Origin of the sequence: Streptomyces mutomycini (assembly GCF_001700505.1) — a bacterium.
Classification (GTDB): Bacteria; Actinomycetota; Actinomycetes; order Streptomycetales; family Streptomycetaceae; genus Streptomyces; species Streptomyces mutomycini.
The window spans coordinates 24,122-42,711 of record NZ_MAPV01000053.1; the positions used below are offsets into that span (position 1 = coordinate 24,122).

Sequence of the window (18,590 nt, forward strand, 5' to 3'; positions counted from 1 at the left end):
GACACCCCCGGGCACCACCAGCGGGCTCAGGCCTCCGCGGGCTGGCGGACGTGTGCGTTCACCCAGTCGACGATCGAGGTCGTCGTCGCACCCGGGGTGAAGATCTCGGCCACGCCCTGCTCCTTCAGCGGAGCGATGTCCGCCTCGGGGATGATGCCGCCGCCGAACACCTTGATGTCCTCGGCGTCGCGCTCCTTCAGCAGCTCGATGACCTTCGCGAAGAGCGTGTTGTGCGCACCGGAGAGGATCGAGAGACCGATGGCGTCGGCGTCCTCCTGGATCGCCGTGTCCACGATCTGCTCGGGGGTCTGGTGGAGCCCCGTGTAGATGACCTCCATGCCCGCGTCCCGCAGCGCCCGCGCGATCACCTTCGCCCCGCGGTCATGGCCGTCGAGGCCCGGCTTGGCCACCACCACACGGATCGGACCGGTCACACCCATCAATGCCTCCACATGCGTCTCCCGTACCCGGAGGGCCGGTGATGTGAACGAACGTTATCTACAGCATCCCGCACGGTCTCGTTTCACGGTGGGCCGGGAGGGGGAAATCACACATGGGACATGTTCGCCGGCGTCGTTCCCAGCACCGGTCGGCTCGTTGGCCGCGCCGGGAGCGCCGCCGAGGGAGCCGCAACGAGGTCGTCGTACCACCGCGCCGTCAGCCGCACGGCACGGTGGTACGACCCCCGGCCGCAGCAGGGCCGTCGGCAGCCTCCGCAGCGACCCCCGTGAGGGCGTACGGGCAGGGAGCCGCCTCCCCGTGCGCCGGTGCAGGAGGTCGGCCATGAGGGTCCTGCCTTTCCTACCCCCACTGCTGCGCAGTTCCTGTCTGCGCCCGAGCTGGCTGTCCTCGACGCTGATCAGAGCCACCGCGCTGGAGTTGGTGATCCTCGCCGGGCACGTGCTCATCTATCCCTCCGGCCTCACCCCGGAACGCCGGAGCCCCGTACCTCCGCCCGGCCCCGGCACCACCCCCGGCACCGGCGCCGGACCTGAAGCCCCCGGCCGGATCACCCGTACGGCGGAACCGGCCGGGCACCCCGCAAGGACCGCGCCGCCGGCCGACGCGACGGCCACCGTGGCCGCACTGCCCACCACGGCGGGCGACCGCCCGCCCGTCGTCCTCCTGCACGGGTTCATCGACAACCGCTCCGTCTTCGTCCTGCTCCGCCGCTCCCTGGCCCGCCACGGCTGGCACCACCTCGAGTCGCTCAACTACTCGCCCCTGACCTGCGACATCCGCACGGCGGCCGAGCTGCTCGACCGCCACGTGGAAGAGATCTGCGCCCGCACCGGGCACCGCGAGATCGACATCGTCGGCCACAGCCTCGGCGGCCTGATCGCTCGGTACTACGTCCAGCGGCTCGGCGGGGACCGCAGGGTACGCACACTGGTGACCCTCGGTACGCCGCACGGCGGCACGGCCGCCGCCCCGCTGGCGGGCGCTCACCCCATCGTCCGCCAGATGCGGAGCGGATCGGATCTGATCGACGAGCTGCGCCGCCCCGCTCCGGGCTGCCGGACGCGGTTCATCAGCTTCTGGAGCGAGCTGGACAGGGTGATGCTCCCGGTCGAGACGGCCTGCGTCGATCATCCCGACCTCGACGCGGTGAACGTGCGCGTCACCGGTATCGGACATCTCGCCCTTCCGGTGCATCCCGCGGTCGCCTCCGCGATCCGTCAGGCACTCGAGTCCGACGGAGCGGCCATCGGCAATCCGGGATCGGCCTCGGTCGCCTGACTCGTGCCCAGGACTGCCGGGGACCGCCGAGGAGCACCGAGGAGCGCTCGCACCCCTCCTCAATAGAACGCATTTCGAACATAGAACCAAGCCTGGCTCCCCGGTTCACCGAAAGGCGTCCGATTGCCCGTTTCCTGCGGAGCTAAACACCGCCGAAGATTGTCGTCCTCACGTACCGCCGGGTACAGTCGCGGCCACTGCTCACCCTGGGGTCCCCCCACCGGACCCCCGCGGAACAGGTCCTGCTGCCGAGGCGAGAGAGAAGTTGGTGAACGACCAGCACCCCCACGCCGGGTATGCCGGATACGACAGCCATTCCACCGGCGGCTTCGACACCGACCCACTCTTCGGGACCCTGCCGGGCGGGCAGGACAGCAGCCACGAGGCTCCGTACGGCGGCGACCACACCCCGGCGTACGACAACGGCTACGGCAACGGGTACGACGGCGGCCAATGGGACACCGGCGCGCATCAACAGGCCTCGTACGACGCCTACGACGCCCAGACCCATCCGCAGGCGCCCCCGACTTACGACACGACCGGCACCTGGATGCCCGATGCGGGGCTCCCGGCCCAGGCAGCCGCCCCGGACGCGACGGGCCAGTGGGACACCACAGGCTGGGACCACACCGGCCAGGCCGGTCAGTGGGACGCCGGCGACACCGGCGCCTTCCCCACCGCCACTTTTGACACCACGGCCTACACGACCGGCACCTACACCGCTCCCGCCTTCGAGACCGCGGGGTACGAAAGCTACGCGGCCGCCGACACGGGCACCTACGACGCCACCGCCTGGAACAGCAGCGCCACGCCCGAGAACGCCGCGTACGCCACCGAACAGACGTCGTATCCCTCGTACGAACACCAGCCGGCGTCCTACGAGCCGTACGTAACGGCCGAGTTCGCGCCCCACGACGACTCCGGCTCCCACGGCCACGCCGGAACCGACGGTGCAGGGTTCGAAGGAACCGGGGCCGCTCGGACGGACACGTACCCGGACGCTTACACGGAGGGCTACGAAACGGCCGGGGCCGAGGGCGCCGAGCCGATGCCGGACGTCACCGAACCGGCGCCGGACGTCTTCGACGTGACCGCGGAATCCCCAGCTGTCCAGGCCACCGCGCGGCCCGTGAGCCGTTCCGCCACCCAGCGCGGCAGCCGGGGCCGGCGCCGCACCCCCGCGAAGCGTTCCGCTCTCCTCACCGTCGCCGTCCCCTCCGCCTGCGTCATGAGCGTGGCGGGCATCGCCGCCGCCTCGGTGAGCGGCGTGGCCGGAGGCGAGGAGACGAAGGACGACTCCACGTCCATGGCGGCCGCCGAGACGGTCAAGCCGGCCGTGGCCAACAACAAGCTGGACACCCAGCTCGCCAATCTCAGTGCCGACGCCGAGAACTTCGCCGACCGCGCCAGCCGCACCCAGGAGCGCATCGACCTGAAGGAGCGTCAGGCCACGGAGAAGAAGAAGCGGGAGGAGGAGGCTGCACGCCGCGAGGCCGCACGCCCCAAGTTCGTCCTCCCCGTGGCGCAGCACGGCCTCAGCGCCATGTACGGCCAGGCCGGAGTGAACTGGATGTCCGTGCACACGGGCATCGACTTCCCCGTTGCCTACGGCACCCAGGTGATGGCGGCGACCGACGGCACGGTCCGCACCCAGTGGAACAGCGCCTACGGGAACATGGCCATCGTCACCGCGGCCGACGGCACCGAGACGTGGTACTGCCACCTCAGCACCACCAAGATCCGCTCCGGCCCGGTGAAGGCCGGGGACGTCATCGCCTACTCGGGGAACTCCGGCAACTCCACCGGCCCGCACCTGCACTTCGAGGTACGGCCAGGCGGCGGCTCGGCGATCGACCCGATGCCGTGGTTCAGCAGCCACGGCATCAACCCGAACTGAGACCGGCCGGCACCAGGGTGCCGGCCGGCCCGGCTCAGAGCTTCTCGACCGGCGCGTAGCGCAGCAGCAGTTTCTTCGGCCTCTCGTCGCCGAAGTCGACCGTGGCCTTCGCCTGGTCACCGAACCCCTCGACCGCCGTCACCGTGCCCAGACCGAACTGGTCGTGCGTGACCCGGTCCCCCGCCACCAGGGTGACCACCGGCTTGTCCGCGGTGCGCCTGGTCGCGAAGCCCGAGGGCCCCGACGCGGAGCGCGACGAGGACAGCGACGACGTGATCCCCGACGTCGGTCCCGCCGGAGCCGCCATCGGGCCCTTGCGCTTCCACTCCAGGTGCTGGTCCGGGATCTCCTCCAGGAACCGCGACGGCGGGTTGTACGAAGGCTGTCCCCAGGCGCTCCGCATGGAGGCCCGGGTCAGATACAGCCGCTCGCGGGCACGCGTGATGCCCACGTAGGCGAGCCGGCGCTCCTCCTCCAGTTCCTTCACCTGGCCCAGCGCGCGCATGTGCGGGAAGACGCCGTCCTCCATGCCGGTCAGGAAGACCACGGGGAATTCGAGGCCCTTGGCGGTGTGCAGCGTCATCAGCGTGACGACACCGGAGCCGTCCTCGTCCTCGTCGGGGATCTGGTCGGCGTCGGCGACGAGCGCGACCTTCTCGAGGAACTCGGCGAGTGTGCCCGCGCCCTCCTCCTCCGCCCGCTCCTGCTCGAACTCGAGGGCGACGGAGGCGAGCTCCTGGAGGTTCTCGATACGGGTCTCGTCCTGCGGGTCGGTGGACGCCTGGAGTTCGGCGAGATAGCCGGTCCGCTCCATGACGGCCTCCACGACGACCGCCGGCCCCGCCCCCGACTCCACGATCGTGCGGAGCTCCTCCATCAGCGTGTTGAACCGCTTCACGGCGTTGGCCGACCTGGCCGCCATGCCGTACGCCTCGTCGACGCGGCGCAGGGCCTGCGGGAAGGAGATCTTCTCGCGCATCGACAGGGCGTCGATCATCGCCTCGGCCCGGTCGCCGATGCCCCGCTTTGGCACGTTGAGGATACGGCGCAACGGGACGGTGTCCTCGGGGTTGGAGAGGACCCGGAGGTAGGCCAGGACGTCCCTGACCTCCTTGCGCTCGTAGAAGCGCACTCCGCCGACGACCTTGTAGGGCAGCCCGACGCGGATGAAGATCTCTTCGAAGACACGGGACTGGGCGTTCGTACGGTAGAAGACGGCGACGTCGCCCGCCTTCGCGTCCCCGGTGTCCGTGAGGCGGTCGATCTCGTCGGCGACGAACTGCGCCTCGTCGTGCTCGGTGTCCGCGACGTAGCCGCTGATCCGGGTACCGGCGCCCGCGTTCGTCCAGAGGTTCTTGGGGCGGCGGCTCTCGTTGCGCTCGATGACGGCGTTGGCCGCGGACAGGATCGTCTGCGTGGAGCGGTAGTTCTGCTCCAGCATGATCGTGGTCGCGTCCGGATAGTCCTCCTCGAACTGGAGGATGTTGCGGATCGTCGCGCCGCGGAAGGCGTAGATCGACTGGTCCGCGTCACCGACGACACACAGCTCGCCGGGGGCCTCGGCCTCGCCGGACGGGCCCACCAGCTCGCGCACGAGGGTGTACTGCGCGTGGTTGGTGTCCTGGTACTCGTCGACCATGACGTGCCGGAAGCGGCGGCGGTAGTGCTCGGCGACATCCGGGAACGCCTGGAGCAGGTGGACCGTGGTCATGATGATGTCGTCGAAGTCCAGGGCGTTGGCCTCACGGAGCCTCGCCTGGTAGAGCGCGTAGGCCTGCGCCAGCGTCTTCTCGAAACCGTCGGCGGCCTGCCCCGCGAAGGTCTCCTCGTCGATGAGCTCGTTCTTCAGGTTCGAGACCTTCGCCGTGAACGACTTCGGCGGGTAGCGCTTCGGGTCGAGGTCCAGATCGCGGCAGACCAGCGCCATCAGCCGCTTGGAGTCGGCGGCGTCGTAGATCGAGAACGACGAGGTGAAGCCCAGGCGCTTCGACTCGCGGCGCAGGATCCGCACGCAGGCGCTGTGGAAGGTCATGACCCACATGGCGTTGGCGCGCGGGCCGACGAGGTCCTCGACACGCTCCTTCATCTCGCCGGCGGCCTTGTTGGTGAAGGTGATCGCGAGGATCTGCCCCGGGTGCACCCCGCGCTCGGCCAGGAGATGGGCGATCCGGTGCGTGAGGACCCGGGTCTTGCCCGATCCCGCCCCGGCGACGATGAGCAGCGGGGACCCGGCGTGCACGACGGCGGCGCGCTGCTCGGTGTTCAGCCCGTCGAGCAGCGCGGCGGCGTCGATCGCGGGGCGCGGGGCACCGTCGCGGTAATAGGCGTCACGCGGCGGCGGAGGCGCGTCGTAGACGCCCTCGAAGAGGCCCTCCGGCACCGCTTCGGGTGCACGCTCCTCGGGGGGCGGCGGCGGGCCGTCCTCCGCTTGCTGGAGGCCGGTCAGGAAACTGTCGTCAAAGAGGCTGCTCATCGCCTCACGAGTCTAGGCGGCCGCACCGACAGCCCGGGCCGCATCCGCGACAAGGACCCGGGACCGTGCGCGCAACGAGACGGATCATTCACGTTATGTGAGATCAGGGGGCCTTTTCCGGCCTCGCGGACCGCCACACGGAAAAGGTCACGAAAACGTATCGGGCATATCGAACATCAACCTTCACAGGGACACCACGGGTTGGCTAGCGTGCTCCGACGGGTGCCCCGTACCCCCTTGAGGCGAACCGCGCCGCACGGGCGCCCCCGCCGAATCCGTACTCCCCCGAAGGGAGCCCGGAACCGGGGACCCACACGCAGCACCGGGGTGAATCGGTCCGTTTCCACCGGACCGTAGGGCAGCCTTCCGTTCCGCCCGAACCCGACAGCTAACCCGGTAGGCGGTCCACGGAAGGAGATGCCGGCCTTGGCGTCGCATCGCAAGCCGCGCACCCGTGCGCGCACCACCCCCGCCGTCGGTCTCACGACGGCGGCGCTCGCCTCCGTCACCCTGCTCTCCACGCAGAGCGCGACGGCCGCCCCCACCGAGCCCAGGCCCAGCATCGAGGAAGTGCAGAAGAAGGTCGACGCCCTGTACCGGCAGGCCGGTACCGCCACGCAGCAGTACAACAAGGCGAAGACCGCGTCGGCCGAACAGCGATCCGTGGTCGACGCCCTGCTCGAGGCCGCGGCGAAGCGGGCCGACAAGCTGAACGAGACGCGCCGGGAGCTGGGCAGCTACGCGGCCGCGCAGTACCGCAGCGGCTCGATCGCCCCGACGGCGACCTTCTTCCTCGCGGACGACCCGCAGTCGTACTTCGACCAGGACCAGCTGATGGCGCGGATGACCAGCCAGCAGCAGAAGGCGGTCGCGGACTTCCGTACGCAGCAGAAGGAGGCCGCGGAGAAGCGCGTCGAGGCGACGAAGAGCCTGGAGACGCTCACCGCGTCGCAGGCCTCGCTGCGCACCAGCAAGCAGCAGGTGCAGACGAAGCTGACCGAGGCCCGCTCGCTGCTGTCGGAGCTGACCGCCGAGGAGAAGGCACGGCTCGCGGAGCTGGAGCGCAAGAAGGAGGCCGAGGCCGAGCGCAAGGCCGAGGAACTGGCCCGGCAGCAGGCCGCCGCCGAGAAGGAGAAGGCCGAAGAGGCCGCGAAGGAGGAGGCCGGCACCGGTACGGGCACGGGGACCGGTACCGGCACGGGCTCCGACAGCGGCTACGCGTCGAAGGCCGAGAAGGTCCTGGCGTTCGCGCGCGCCCAGATCGGCAAGCCCTACGTCTGGGGAGCGACCGGCCCGTCCTCGTACGACTGCTCAGGTCTCACCCAGGCCGCCTGGAAGGCAGCGGGAGTCGATCTGCCGCGCACCACCTGGGACCAGGTCGAGGTGGGCACCCGGGTGGCCACTGCGGACCTGCAGCCGGGGGACCTGGTGTTCTTCTACGACGACATCAGCCACGTCGGCATCTACAAGGGCGACGGCATGATGATCCACGCGCCGAAGCCGGGGGCGAACGTCCGCGAGGAGTCGATCTACTACATGCCGATCTACGGCAGCGTGCGCCCGGCGTGACGCAGGACGGTTCACACCGCACCGCTCACGCCGCACAGCACACCGGACACTGCGCACGCCGCACAGCGCACCGGATCATGGCCTGAAACGGAGGAGGGCCCGGGGTCGCCCCCCGGGCCCTCCTCCGTACGCCCGCCCCGCTCAGGTCCAGAGCGTGGCGATGAAGATGTTGGCGACCGTCAGCCCGCCGACCGCGGCGAACGCCCCCTTGCCCGCCTTCTCCTCGTCCCGCTTCACGTAGACGAGCGCCAGGATCACGATCAGGACCAGCAGCTTGACGCCGATCTTGATGTTGTTCACGCTCTGGTCGTCGGCCTGGTTGAGCCCGACCAGGGCGACACCCGTGACGAGCATCGTGAGCGCACCGTGCAGCATGGCCGGGACGAAGCGGGCGGTGCCCGCCCCCATGGCCTTCATCTGGGTCAGGAAGCCACCCAGCAGGGAGGCGATACCGATGATGTGCAGAGCCACGAAGACATTGATGAGTACGTCCATGGCCGCAGCCTAGCCATGGCTATATCACCACTCTTCGGCCAGGTACGACTTACCGATGAGTTGCCCCTATGTCTGCACGAATTGCCTGACTCCGGTTGAATTTTCCTGTCATCCGGCGGAAACGAAACAGCACATGAGGGCAATAGCTGTCATTACGCCTCTTTCGCGTGTACCGGGCTTAGCGTCCCTCCCAGGTGACCGGTTCCGCGCCGCCGCCCCCGTACGGGCGGCGCCCCGGTCGCTCCGCCGGGGTCCGGCGGCGGGCCACTCCCCCCTGTGGTGGCCCGTCGCCGGACCCCGGCGGGCCCGTCGGCACCCTCCGACGGGCAGTCGACCGGAAGGACGCACCACCCCGTGGCCGCCCATCGAGAAGCCGCTCACCGCAAGCCCGGACAGCGCCTGTTCACCGGGCCCGCCGCCCGCACCGCCGCGACGCTCGCCCTCGTCGGCGCGGCCACCGCGACCGTTCTGGAGGGCTCCGCCCAGGCCGATCCCCAGGCCACCCCGGCCCAGGTCGAGGCCAAGGTCGACCGCCTCTACCACGACGCCGAGGTAGCGACCGAGAAGTACAACGGAGCCAAGGAACAGGCGGCCGCGACCGAGAAGTCCCTCGACGCGCTGCGCGACGAGGCGGCCCGCAGGACCGAGCGCCTCAACTCCGCGCGCGACGCTCTCGGTTCGTTCGCCACCGCCCAGTACCGGAGCGCCGGCGTCGACCCCGCCGTCCGGCTGGCCCTCTCCTCCGACCCCGACGAGTACCTGGAGCGCGCCTCCTACGAGGACCGGGCGGGCGACCGCCAGGCCGGTGCGATCAGGGGCGTACGCCGGCAGATCAGCGACATCGCCCAGCTGCGCGCCCGCGCCGAGGACGAGCTCACGGTCCTCGCCTCCCGCCGGGCCGAACTGGAGAAGCACAAGGACGCCGTCCGCACCAAGCTCGCCGACGCCCGCAAACTCCTGGCCACCCTCACCGCCGACCAGCGCGCCGGCTACGAGCGCACCGCCGACGCCGCGCACGGCGGCGGCGTCCGTGCCGACCGCAGCGTTGCCCGCGGCTCGGTGGCCGCCCCCAACGCCCGCGCGGCGCAGGCCATCGACTTCGCGTACGGGGCTCTCGGCAAACCGTACGTCTGGGGCGCCACCGGCCCCTCCTCCTTCGACTGCTCCGGCCTCACCCAGGCAGCCTGGCGAGCAGCGGGTGTGTCACTGCCCCGGACGACGTACACCCAGATCAACGCGGGTCAGCGCGTCTCCCGCTCCGAACTGGCGCCCGGCGACCTCGTGTTCTTCTACTCAGGGGTCACCCACGTCGGGCTCTACATCGGCGGCGGCCAGATGATCCACGCCCCGCGCCCCGGTGCCCCGGTCCGTATCGCGCCGATCAGCGAAATGCCCTTCGCGGGAGCGACCCGGATCGCATAGGCTCCCGGGCTCATGGACACCGCCATCCAGACTTACGCGCGCACGCTCGCCCTCCGCTCCCCGGACCACTACCGGGTGGGGCCCTTCACGGTGCGCCACAATCCGGGCTGGGAACTGAAGTTCGCCAACTACGCCATCCCCGACCGGGACGCCGAACCCGGCGCGCAGGACATCGCCGACCTGGTCGCGGCGTTCCGCGAGCACGACCGGCTGCCCCGGCTGGAATTCCTGCCCTCCTGGGCACCCGCCGTCGAACCGGCCCTGCTGGCAGCCGGTTTCACGGTCGAGAACCGTGCTCCGGTCCTGGCCTGCGCCCCCGACGATCTGCTCGCCCCCAAGCCGGTGGACGGCCTGCGCATCGCCGAGCCGGTCACCGACGCGGAGTTCACCTCGGCCGCGGCCGTCCAGCACACCGGTTTCGGTGGCGAGGGCGGCCCCGACGACGGCGAGATCGCCTGGCTGCGCGGGGCGACGGCGGGCGGTGGCGTCTCGGCCCTCGCCACCGTGTCCGGCCGGCCCGCCGGTGCGGGCGGCTGCTCGGTTCCGGCCGACGGGATCGGCGAACTGGCCGGCCTGGCCGTCGCCGACGCCTTCCGCCGCCGGGGCGTCGGTGCCGCGCTCTCCGCCTGGCTGACCCGCACCGCCTTCGAGCGCGGCTACGACGCGGTATGGCTGGAACCCGGCAGCCCCGACGTCGAGCGGATCTACGCCGGGATCGGCTACCGCAGGACAGGCGAGAAGCTCAACATCTCACTCGACCCGGCCTGAGCTCGCCCGGCCTGAGCTCGCCCCGGCCTGAGCTCGCCCCGGCCTGAGCAGGCCCCCGCCCGAGCGTGCGTGCGCGGGGCTCAGACCAGCCGTCGCGCCGTCGCCCACCGGGTCAGCTCGTGCCGGTTGGACAGCTGGAGCTTGCGCAGCACGGCCGAGACATGGGACTCGACCGTCTTCACCGAGATGAACAGCTGCTTGGCGATCTCCTTGTACGCATACCCCCGGGCGATCAGCCGCAGCACCTCGCGCTCGCGCTGCGTCAGACGGTCCAGGTCCTCGTCGACCGGCGGCGCGTCCGTGGAGGCGAAGGCGTCGAGGACGAAGCCGGCCAGCCGCGGCGAGAACACCGCGTCGCCTTCCTGGACCCGGAAGACGGAGTCGACCAGGTCGCTGCCGGTGATGGTCTTGGTGACGTAGCCGCGGGCGCCGCCACGGATGACACCGATGACGTCCTCGGCGGCGTCGGAGACGGACAGCGCCAGGAAGCGCACCGGGTTCTCGACCGCGCCCATCATCGGGGCGCAGCGCCGCAGCACCTCGACCCCGCCGCCTCCCGGGAGGTGGACGTCGAGGAGGACGACCTCGGGCCGGGTCGCGGTGATCACGGTGACGGCCTGGTCGACGTCGGCGGCCTCACCGACGACCTCGACCCCGGTCTCCTCGGTGCGGCCGATCTCGGCCTGGACCCCGGTGCGGAACATCCGGTGGTCGTCGACGAGCACGACCCGTACCCGGCGCTCCGGGCCCCCGGTGGCCTCGGTGTTCTCGGTCATTCGCTCGCCCTCTCCATCTCCAGCTCGACCTCCGTGCCCCCGCCGGGCACCGAACGCAGCCGCGCCGTACCGCCGTTGCGCTGCATCCGGCCGATGATCGATTCTCGTACGCCCATCCTGTCGCCCGGTACGGCGTCCAGGTCGAACCCCGGCCCCCGGTCCCGTACGGAGACGAAGACCGTGCGGCCCTCGACCTCCGCGAAGACCTGGACCGCGCCGCCCTCGCCACCGTACTTGGCGGCGTTGACCATCGCCTCGCGTGCGGCCTGCATCTGCGCCGCCAGCCTCTCGTCGAGCGGGCAGTCGCCGACGACGACGACCTCCAGCGGGACGCCGTGCTTGTCCTCGACCTCGGCGGCGGCGCGCTTGACGGCCTCGGCCAGATGCGTGGGCTCGTCGTCCTCGTCCTTGCCCGTACCCGACGGGTCGTACAGCCAGTTGCGCAGCTCGCGTTCCTGCGCACGGGCGAGCCTGCGGACCTCGCCGCCGTCGTCGGCGTTGCGCTGTATCAGCGTGAGCGTGTGCAGGACGGAGTCGTGGACATGGGCGGCGACCTCGGCACGCTCCTGGGCCCGGATGCGCATCAGACGTTCCTCGGAGAGGTCCTGTGTCATGCGCACGAGGTAGGGGCCCGCGAGCAGCGCGATACCGGTGACGACGGCGCCGGCGGCGGTCAGTGCGGTGCCGAGCTGGGCTGCCGAGCCCCGCACCACCATGAAGGCGGCGAGGCCGAGGCCGACGAGTGCGACACCGGCCAGCCCACGGGCCAGGTGCAGCACGCGGCGCCGACGGCCGACCTCGTCGATCCAGCGGGCGCGTCGCGCGTTGTCGGCCTGACGCCACACCAGGACGGAGCCCGCGCCGATCAGCAGCGCCGGCCAGACGTAACGGTCCGCCTCGCTTCCCATGTCGACGTTGCCGACGAAGATCATGGCTCCGACGAGCAGCGCGACCAGAGCGAAGACCTGGCCCTGGTCGGGCTTGCGGAGTCTGCGCCGGCCGTCCGGCGCGGTTTCGAAGAAGGATCTCTCCATCCCGCCCGCACCACCGGCACCGCCGACCCCGCCGAGACCGAGCGGCACGACGATCCAGAACACGGCGTAGAGCAGGGCGCCGAGGCCGTCGGCGAAGAACAGCCCCAGGAAGACGAACCGGACCCAGGCGACGGGCAGCCCCAGATGTCCGGCGAGCCCGCGCGCGACCCCGCCGAGCATCCGCCCGTCGGCGCTGCGGTAGAGCTTGCGGGGCGCCGGCTCCTCCGGGTCCGGGGCGTGGGAGCTCGGGGCTCGGGTCGTGGCTGCTGGCATGCACCGATCGTCACACGTACCGGCGTGCCCCGGCATCAGGGTCTGCCCGGACTCGACCCTGATTGCCTCGCGGCGACGCGCGGACCTCCGGACGGGCCCCCAGGGGCGGGAGGAACGCAATATCAGGGATCGTCCAGGGTCGCCGCGGGTCCCACGAGGACGTACGGACCGTCACCATGGAGCCATGACCGTTCCCCAGGACGCCTCCCCGGGCGTCGCGCCGCCCCCCGAGCCGGCACCGCGGCTGCAGCGCAGCCCGCGGCAGAAAGTGGTGGCCGGGGTGTGCGGCGGGCTCGGCCGGTACTGCGACGTGGACCCGGTGATCTTCCGGATCGTGCTCGGTGTCCTCGCCGTGACGGGCGGCATCGGCCTGATCTTCTACGGCTTCGCGTGGTTGCTGCTCCCCATGGAGGGCGAGGACGAGAACGAGGCGCGCCGACTGCTCTCCGGCCGGGTCGAGGGCGCTTCCCTGATCGCGCTGCTGCTGGCCCTGGTGGGCTGCGGGCTGCTGCTGTCGATGCTGCACAACGGTGGGATGCTCGCCTTCGCCGCGATGCTGTCCCTGAGCGTCATCGGCTTCTCGGTCTGGACCCAGCACCGCAGGACGTTCCCGCCCGAGGACCCGCCGGGCACCGCGGCGCACACCCCGGGGAGCACCCCGCACACCGCCGGCCACGGGGCGCCGCCCGAGGTGAAGGCGCCGCCCACGCCGGGCGGCCCGTCCTGGTGGCGGGATCCGATCGTCAAGGACGGCACGACCGGCCCGGCGGGCACCGGCTATCTGTGGGGTCCGGCGGACGCGGAGCCGGAGGCGGCGGAGCCCCGCGGGCGCAGGGCGACCGCGGACGCCCCGTTCCGGCCGCCCCACCGCGCGCCTGGCACCCGGGGCCCCCGGTCGATCGGCGGCCTCGTCCTCCTGTTCGCCCTGATCGCGGGCGGTCTCGGCACGGGGCTGAGCTGGGAGGCCCATCCGCTCGGCACCAGCCTGCAGATCGGGCTCGCCGCAGCCCTGGGGGTGTTCGGCCTCGGCCTGCTGATCGCCTCCGTCCTCGGCAGGACCGGCTTCGGCACGATCCTGCTGGCCATGATCACGGCAGGGCTGCTGGCGGGAGCCTCGGTCCTCCCGCAGGACATCGGTACCGACTGGGTCCGCAAGGAGTGGCGCCCGGCCTCGGTGGCCACGGTCCAGCCGCAGTACAAGCTGGGCACCGGGGTCGCGAGGCTCGACCTGTCCCGGATCACCGTCGCGAAGGGCGAGACCCTGCGCATCCGTGTCGAGGTGGGGGTGGGCCGCGCGCTCGTCGTCGTACCGGCGGGGGTGACGGTGGAGGTGGACGCCGAAACAGGTCTCGGAGACATCCAGTTCCCCACGGACCGGCGCAAGGACGTGGACATCGCCCCCGATCAGCGCACGCGACGCACCCTCATGCCCCCGAAGGGCAGCAAGCCCGCCGGCACCGTCGAGCTGGGCATGGGAATCGGCATCGGACAGCTGGAGGTAACCCGTGCCGCGTCATGAGATCCGGCCGGGCCGCGCGGTTGCTGGCCTCGTCATGCTGACCCTGGCGGCCGGCTACGCGGCGGACGCGGCGGGATCGTGGAACGCCTCCTGGACGTTCTTCGCCCCGGTGTTCCTCGGTGGCCTGTGGCTGGCGGCCACCGTGACGTGGATGAGCTACCGGCTGCGGCGACGGCGTCAGGCACGGAGGACGTCGGCGGAGAACGAGACGACGCCACCGGGGCGTTCATCGGGTGGTCCGGCCGGGACTCCGTGACCACCGTCGGCAATGCCTGTCAGAAGGCCGTGGGGCAGGGTTGTGGATCGAGGGAGGTGCTCATCCCCTCATGGCGCGCCGAGGCGTACGCAGGGCGTCCAGCGACCAGTACGGCGCGCCCGCGAGCAGCAGTGGCAGCCAGGCCATGAGGTAGACCAGGTCGTTGCCGTAGTAGTACGGCGTGCTCTGCCAGCTGACGGTCAGCCACAGGCTCAGCGAGATCAGCGCCCCGCCGAGCGCCGCGAGCCGTGCCCACAGGCCGGCGAGGGTGCCGAGGCCGACGAGGAGTTCGCCGATCGCGATGGCGTAGCCGAAGCCCTCGGGACTCTTCAGGGCCAGGTCGACGAGGCCGGGGATCGCCGCGCTGTCGCGTACGGCGTTCATCATCTCGCCGATGGAACCGGCCCCGCTCGCCGACAGGAACGCGCTGTCGGTCAGCTTGTCGATCCCCGCGTAGACGAACGTGACGCCGAGAAAGATCCTCAGGGGAAGGAGGGCGTGGTCCCGCGCCCGGTCCCGGAGACTTCTCGGCTCGTCCAGCCCGTAGGAACCGCCCCTGTAACCGCGCATCACTGCCCCGCCTTCCGTTGGCCCTTGACAAGACCATACGTACGCCGGTTCGGGGCGGCTCACCAGGTGTGCGGGTCAGTCCGTGACGTCGATGAGGCAGGCGTTCGTCTCCACCCCCGCCGCCGTGACGACCTGGACCTCCACCGCGCCGGGTTCGACCTCGACGGGCACGGGCACGGTGAGCACGGTGTCCGAAGGGTTGGCGAAGCCTCCGGTCACCGGGATCAGGGGGACGTGCACGTGCACCCGCCCGATCCTGACGACCACCCGGGCCAGCCGGTCGGGGCTGCCGGCACCGGGCGGGACGAAGCCGGCGCCGCGGATCTCGATGTCGTCGCCGGTACGGATCGGGGCGTCGAGGTCCCCGGCCTCCCTGGCCCGGACGACCGACAGGATGACCGGCCGGCCGCCCTCCGCGTACTTGCCCGCGAAGTAGGTCGCCGCCGAGACGGCCACCAGGACGGCCAGGCCCCACGGCAGATCCGGCAGCTGCTCCGGGCGGCGGGCCAGCCGGACCGCGGCGAACAGCACGGCGACGGCGCTGACCAGCACGTACTGCACATCGGTGAAGCTGCCGCGCCCGGAGTCGTCGGTCAGCAGATCGGCGGCCCGCGGACGGTCGGCGCGGAGCTTCTGCAGTCGCTGGCCCAGTACGCGCACGGTCACCACCCGGCGTACGACGACGGCGACGGCGCACACCAGCGCGAGCACGGTCAGCACGCCGGCCGAGCGGACCAGGTCCAGCCCCTCGATCAGGGCGTCACGGTCGGCGTGGTCGGACGCCCCGGCCAGTTGCAGCGCGAGGACGAGCACGGCGAAGGCGGCGAGGAGCACCCAGGAGGCGGCGACGGTGCGCGAGGTGGAGAGCCGGTTGTCCTCACCGATCAGCGGGGCGAGCAGGCCGCCGCGGGACCGGTGGACCCGGGCGGCTCCGGTCAGCAGACCCGCGGTCACGCAGGCGGCGATCAAGCCCGCGGTGCGGGCCGTGGACCAGCCGGCCCCGATGGCGGTGACGGCCTCGCCGATGACCAGCAGGGCCACCCCTCCCCATACGACGACGAGGGTGCGCGTCCAGAGGGTGTGGAGCCAGGCGTCACCGGCCTCACGGCTGCGTTCGGCTACGGAACGGGCCGACTCGGTCAGTTCGTCCGACACCCACTGCCGGGACGCGGAGACGGACTGGGCGACCCCTCCGGGCAGGCCCTGTCCTGCGGCGAGTTCGTCCCGCTTGGCGAGGAAGGCCGCCACGGCCCGCCGGTGACCTTCGCGTGCTCCGTGCGGGCAGTCGCCGCACGTACAGCCACCGCCGTGCGCACTTTTCGCCCTCGCCTCGTCCAACGCCACGGAGAACGCCGCCCTTTCCCAACCTGTAGAGCCAACTCACTGTTGATTTCTGCGAATTGTGCCGTACGGGAGGGGCTCACCCTGCATCGGGGCGGGCCGGGGGCGCATGTCGTGGAAATGTTCGATTGTCAGGTGCCGAGGACGAGGTAGGCGAGGCCCAGCGTTCCCCGGTAACCGCCGTAGTAGCCGCTGCGACGGGCGTCGACGGCCTCGGTCACCCCGGCGTGCAGCCGGTGCCCGGGGTTGGCCAGGGCCCAGCGCTCGCCGCGCCCGATGTTGGCGGCGGATTCGAAGAGGTCCCACTCCCGCTGGTCGGCGACGGTCACCTGGAGCGGCCTGAGCCCCGCCGCCTCCGCCTGCCGGATCAGCTCCAGGAGCGAGCCGAAGTCGTCCGGTTCCGCGCCGAGGCCCTCCAACGCGGCGGGCGACGGCTCCCGCTCCCAGAACCCGTCGCCGAACAGCACCCGGCCGCCGGGTCGTACGGCCGCGCGCAGGGCCTTGAGCGCGTCCGGGGTGCCGCCGGGCCAGGCGTGGGCGGAGCCGATGGAGACGGCGAGGTCGTAGCCACCCTCCGTATGTCCGGCGGCCGGGGTCTCGTGGAAGTGCACCCGGTCGGCGAGCGCTCGCTCCTCCGCAAGGCGCCGTCCCCGCCCCACGGCTTCCGGGTCGGTCTCGATGCCGTCCCCGGTGGAACCGGGAGCCGCTTCGACCAGGCGCATCAGCAACTCGCCCCAGCCGCTGCCGAAGTCGGCGATCCGGGCGCCGGGAGCGGGCGCGCAGGCGGTGACCAGCTGGGCGGCGTGCGCCTCGGACAGCGGGGTGTTCCAAGTGAGGCGGTCGTTGCCCGGTGCGGACATGAGTGCGCGGATCTCTTCGTCGGACATGCCCCTCAGCCTGGCACGGCAGCGCCGCGACGGGCCACGCGTTTTGCCGCCCCCGGTCAGCGGCCCCGGTTGTAGATCTCCGTGAGGTCCGCCTCGACCGGGAACGGCACATTCAGCTTGAGCTTGTTGTGATGGATCCCCGTGGGCGTGTAGGCCTTGAGCGCGGGGTCGAGTTCGTAGACGTACACGACGGGCAAGCCGTCATCGTTCGCCTCGACCCGCCAGAAATGCCTGATCCCAGCAGCCGCGTACTTGCGGGGCTTGACATCACGGTCCCGGTCGACGGAGTCCGGCGACACCACTTCGACAGCCAGGACGACGTCCTCCGGGGCGTACCACGTCTGGTCGGCGCCCGTGTCCGCCTCCGCGCGGTAGACCAGCAGATCCGGCTCCGGCCTGTTACTGCTGTCGAGTCTGATGCTCATCTCCCGGTCGACGTCCAGGCCGGTCGGAAGGTGCGCCAGCAGCGCCCTCTCCAGCAACCACATCACGCGCGTGTGGAACTTCCGTTGCGGACTCACGAAGACGAGACTCCCGTCGATCAGCTCTGTGTGCCGTGGCAGGTCCGGAAGCTGATCGAGATCCTCCGCCACCCAGCCCTGGGGCGGGGGGACGGGGTAGTGGTAGTGCTCGGCCAGATCGTCGTCGGGTGCGGCACTCATGATGGCTCCCATGGGGCTGAGTCTCGTCTCCTCAGCCAGCGTACCCAGCGGATACGACAATGCCGCCGCCCAAACGAATGAGCGACGGCATCGGCATTGACCTCAGAGGGCGGGGATCACTCCCACTCGATGGTCCCCGGCGGCTTGCTCGTCACGTCGAGCACCACGCGGTTGACCTCGGCGACCTCGTTGGTGATGCGGGTCGAGATCTTGGCCAGCGTCTCGTACGGCAGGCGCGACCAGTCGGCCGTCATGGCGTCCTCGGAGGAGACCGGGCGCAGCACGATCGGGTGGCCGTAGGTGCGGCCGTCGCCCTGGACGCCGACGCTGCGGACGTCCGCGAGCAGGACCACCGGGCACTGCCAGATGTCGCGGTCCAGGCCGGCCGCGGTCAGCTCCTCGCGGGCGATGGCGTCGGCCTCGCGCAGCAGATCGAGCCGCTCCTTGGTGACGTCGCCGACGATGCGGATCCCGAGGCCGGGGCCGGGGAACGGCTGCCGCTGGACGATCTCCTCCGGCAGGCCGAGCTCCTGGCCGACCATCCGGACCTCGTCCTTGAACAGCTGGCGCAGTGGCTCGACGAGCTGGAACTCGATGTCGTCGGGGAGCCCGCCCACGTTGTGGTGGGACTTGATGTTTGCGGTGCCGGTGCCGCCGCCGGACTCGACGACGTCCGGGTAGAGCGTGCCCTGGACGAGGAAGGCGACCTCGGGGCCGTCCTCCTGGAGGATCTCCAGCTGGGCCTGCTCGAAGACACGGATGAACTCGCGGCCGATGATCTTCCGCTTCTGCTCCGGGTCGGACACACCGGCCAGGGCGTCGAGGAAGCGCTTCTCCGCGTCGACGACCTTCAGCTTCGCACCGGTCGCGGCCACGAAGTCCTTCTCGACCTGCTCGGTCTCGCCCTT

The 18,590-nt window shown here is 71.2% G+C and carries 17 protein-coding genes and 1 riboswitch; of the genes, 7 read left to right on the forward strand and 10 right to left on the reverse strand.

Going from position 1 to position 18,590, the window contains the following annotated elements; genetic code table 11:
• Positions 1-26: 26 nt before the first annotated feature.
• Positions 27-440 (reverse strand): coenzyme B12-dependent isobutyryl CoA mutase small subunit, encoded by a 414-nt coding sequence (locus BFF76_RS08335; protein WP_031096529.1) that lies wholly within the window; start codon positions 438-440, stop codon positions 27-29.
• Between the two features lie 343 nt (positions 441-783).
• Between BFF76_RS08335 and BFF76_RS08340 the strand changes: the two genes are divergently transcribed.
• Both BFF76_RS08340 and BFF76_RS08345 read left to right on the forward strand, forming a co-directional pair.
• Positions 784-1,740: an esterase/lipase family protein gene (locus BFF76_RS08340; RefSeq protein WP_079122344.1), complete on the forward strand. Its 957-nt coding sequence runs from the start codon at positions 784-786 to the stop codon at positions 1,738-1,740.
• Between the two features lie 268 nt (positions 1,741-2,008).
• The gene (locus BFF76_RS08345) at positions 2,009-3,637 is read left to right on the forward strand and encodes a M23 family metallopeptidase (protein ID WP_065847837.1); all 1,629 of its coding nucleotides are present in this window, start codon (positions 2,009-2,011) and stop codon (positions 3,635-3,637) included.
• 34 nt (positions 3,638-3,671) lie between these two features.
• Here the strand turns inward: BFF76_RS08345 and pcrA are convergent, their stop codons facing one another.
• Entirely contained in the window at positions 3,672-6,110 is a 2,439-nt protein-coding gene (gene pcrA, locus BFF76_RS08350; RefSeq protein WP_065847839.1) for a DNA helicase PcrA, read from the reverse strand.
• Between the two features lie 257 nt (positions 6,111-6,367).
• Positions 6,368-6,529: riboswitch (cyclic di-AMP (ydaO/yuaA leader) on the forward strand.
• Between pcrA and BFF76_RS08355 the strand changes: the two genes are divergently transcribed.
• Positions 6,528-7,679 (forward strand): C40 family peptidase, encoded by a 1,152-nt coding sequence (locus BFF76_RS08355; RefSeq protein ID WP_031096524.1) that lies wholly within the window; start codon positions 6,528-6,530, stop codon positions 7,677-7,679. Its footprint overlaps the riboswitch before it by 2 nt.
• 141 nt (positions 7,680-7,820) lie before the next feature.
• Here the strand turns inward: BFF76_RS08355 and BFF76_RS08360 are convergent, their stop codons facing one another.
• The gene (locus BFF76_RS08360; RefSeq protein ID WP_031096522.1) at positions 7,821-8,174 is read right to left on the reverse strand and encodes a hypothetical protein; all 354 of its coding nucleotides are present in this window, start codon (positions 8,172-8,174) and stop codon (positions 7,821-7,823) included.
• Between the two features lie 354 nt (positions 8,175-8,528).
• Between BFF76_RS08360 and BFF76_RS08365 the strand changes: the two genes are divergently transcribed.
• Positions 8,529-9,596, forward strand: coding sequence for a C40 family peptidase (locus tag BFF76_RS08365; protein WP_053930302.1), 1,068 nt, complete (start codon positions 8,529-8,531; stop codon positions 9,594-9,596).
• A gap of 12 nt (positions 9,597-9,608) precedes the next feature.
• Positions 9,609-10,364, forward strand: a complete 756-nt coding sequence (locus BFF76_RS08370) for a GNAT family N-acetyltransferase (RefSeq protein WP_053930301.1) — start codon at positions 9,609-9,611, stop codon at positions 10,362-10,364.
• An 80-nt stretch (positions 10,365-10,444) separates the two neighbouring features.
• Here BFF76_RS08370 and BFF76_RS08375 read toward each other — a convergent pair whose 3' ends face one another.
• Both BFF76_RS08375 and BFF76_RS08380 read right to left on the reverse strand, forming a co-directional pair.
• Positions 10,445-11,140 carry a LuxR C-terminal-related transcriptional regulator gene (locus tag BFF76_RS08375; protein ID WP_031096516.1) on the reverse strand — a complete coding sequence of 232 codons (696 nt, stop codon included), beginning with the start codon at positions 11,138-11,140 and terminating at the stop codon, positions 10,445-10,447.
• A complete protein-coding gene (locus BFF76_RS08380; protein ID WP_031096515.1) occupies positions 11,137-12,447 on the reverse strand; it encodes an ATP-binding protein in 1,311 nt (436 codons plus the stop codon). Before BFF76_RS08380 ends, BFF76_RS08375 begins: the two co-directional genes overlap by 4 nt.
• A gap of 184 nt (positions 12,448-12,631) precedes the next feature.
• Here BFF76_RS08380 and BFF76_RS08385 point away from each other — a divergent pair, with 184 nt between their 5' ends.
• Positions 12,632-13,966 carry a PspC domain-containing protein gene (locus BFF76_RS08385; RefSeq protein ID WP_065847841.1) on the forward strand — a complete coding sequence of 445 codons (1,335 nt, stop codon included), beginning with the start codon at positions 12,632-12,634 and terminating at the stop codon, positions 13,964-13,966.
• On the forward strand, positions 13,953-14,222 hold the full coding sequence (locus BFF76_RS08390) for a hypothetical protein (protein ID WP_031096511.1): 270 nt from the start codon (positions 13,953-13,955) through the stop codon (positions 14,220-14,222). The genes BFF76_RS08385 and BFF76_RS08390 overlap by 14 nt, the downstream gene beginning before the upstream one ends.
• A gap of 60 nt (positions 14,223-14,282) precedes the next feature.
• Here BFF76_RS08390 and BFF76_RS08395 read toward each other — a convergent pair whose 3' ends face one another.
• The 5 genes from BFF76_RS08395 to guaA all read right to left on the reverse strand — a co-directional run.
• Positions 14,283-14,792 carry a DoxX family protein gene (locus BFF76_RS08395; RefSeq protein ID WP_031096509.1) on the reverse strand — a complete coding sequence of 170 codons (510 nt, stop codon included), beginning with the start codon at positions 14,790-14,792 and terminating at the stop codon, positions 14,283-14,285.
• Positions 14,793-14,867: 75 nt separating this feature from the next.
• The gene (locus BFF76_RS08400; RefSeq protein WP_031096507.1) at positions 14,868-16,136 is read right to left on the reverse strand and encodes a hypothetical protein; all 1,269 of its coding nucleotides are present in this window, start codon (positions 16,134-16,136) and stop codon (positions 14,868-14,870) included.
• A gap of 128 nt (positions 16,137-16,264) precedes the next feature.
• Complete coding sequence (locus tag BFF76_RS08405; RefSeq protein WP_031096504.1) at positions 16,265-17,020, reverse strand: SAM-dependent methyltransferase; 756 nt, start codon at positions 17,018-17,020, stop codon at positions 16,265-16,267.
• Positions 17,021-17,076: 56 nt separating this feature from the next.
• Positions 17,077-17,682, reverse strand: a complete 606-nt coding sequence (locus BFF76_RS08410; protein WP_031096502.1) for a Uma2 family endonuclease — start codon at positions 17,680-17,682, stop codon at positions 17,077-17,079.
• A 116-nt stretch (positions 17,683-17,798) separates the two neighbouring features.
• The coding region (guaA, locus tag BFF76_RS08415) for a glutamine-hydrolyzing GMP synthase (RefSeq protein ID WP_141695577.1) at positions 17,799-18,590 on the reverse strand (792 nt) is incomplete at its 5' end.

Bases quoted from the DNA above. Each gene is read 5' to 3' on its own strand.
- pcrA (WP_065847839.1), bottom strand. From the start codon at position 6,110: ATGAGCAGCCTCTTTGACGACAGTTTCCTGACCGGCCTCCAGCAAGCG.
- BFF76_RS08385 (WP_065847841.1), top strand. From the start codon at position 12,632: ATGACCGTTCCCCAGGACGCCTCCCCGGGCGTCGCGCCGCCCCCCGAG.
- BFF76_RS08355 (WP_031096524.1), top strand. From the start codon at position 6,528: ATGCCGGCCTTGGCGTCGCATCGCAAGCCGCGCACCCGTGCGCGCACC.
- BFF76_RS08410 (WP_031096502.1), bottom strand. From the start codon at position 17,682: ATGAGTGCCGCACCCGACGACGATCTGGCCGAGCACTACCACTACCCC.
- BFF76_RS08370 (WP_053930301.1), top strand. From the start codon at position 9,609: ATGGACACCGCCATCCAGACTTACGCGCGCACGCTCGCCCTCCGCTCC.
- BFF76_RS08380 (WP_031096515.1), bottom strand. From the start codon at position 12,447: ATGCCAGCAGCCACGACCCGAGCCCCGAGCTCCCACGCCCCGGACCCG.
- BFF76_RS08335 (WP_031096529.1), bottom strand. From the start codon at position 440: ATGGGTGTGACCGGTCCGATCCGTGTGGTGGTGGCCAAGCCGGGCCTC.
- BFF76_RS08360 (WP_031096522.1), bottom strand. From the start codon at position 8,174: ATGGACGTACTCATCAATGTCTTCGTGGCTCTGCACATCATCGGTATC.
- BFF76_RS08395 (WP_031096509.1), bottom strand. From the start codon at position 14,792: ATGCGCGGTTACAGGGGCGGTTCCTACGGGCTGGACGAGCCGAGAAGT.
- BFF76_RS08375 (WP_031096516.1), bottom strand. From the start codon at position 11,140: ATGACCGAGAACACCGAGGCCACCGGGGGCCCGGAGCGCCGGGTACGG.
- BFF76_RS08340 (WP_079122344.1), top strand. From the start codon at position 784: ATGAGGGTCCTGCCTTTCCTACCCCCACTGCTGCGCAGTTCCTGTCTG.
- BFF76_RS08405 (WP_031096504.1), bottom strand. From the start codon at position 17,020: ATGTCCGACGAAGAGATCCGCGCACTCATGTCCGCACCGGGCAACGAC.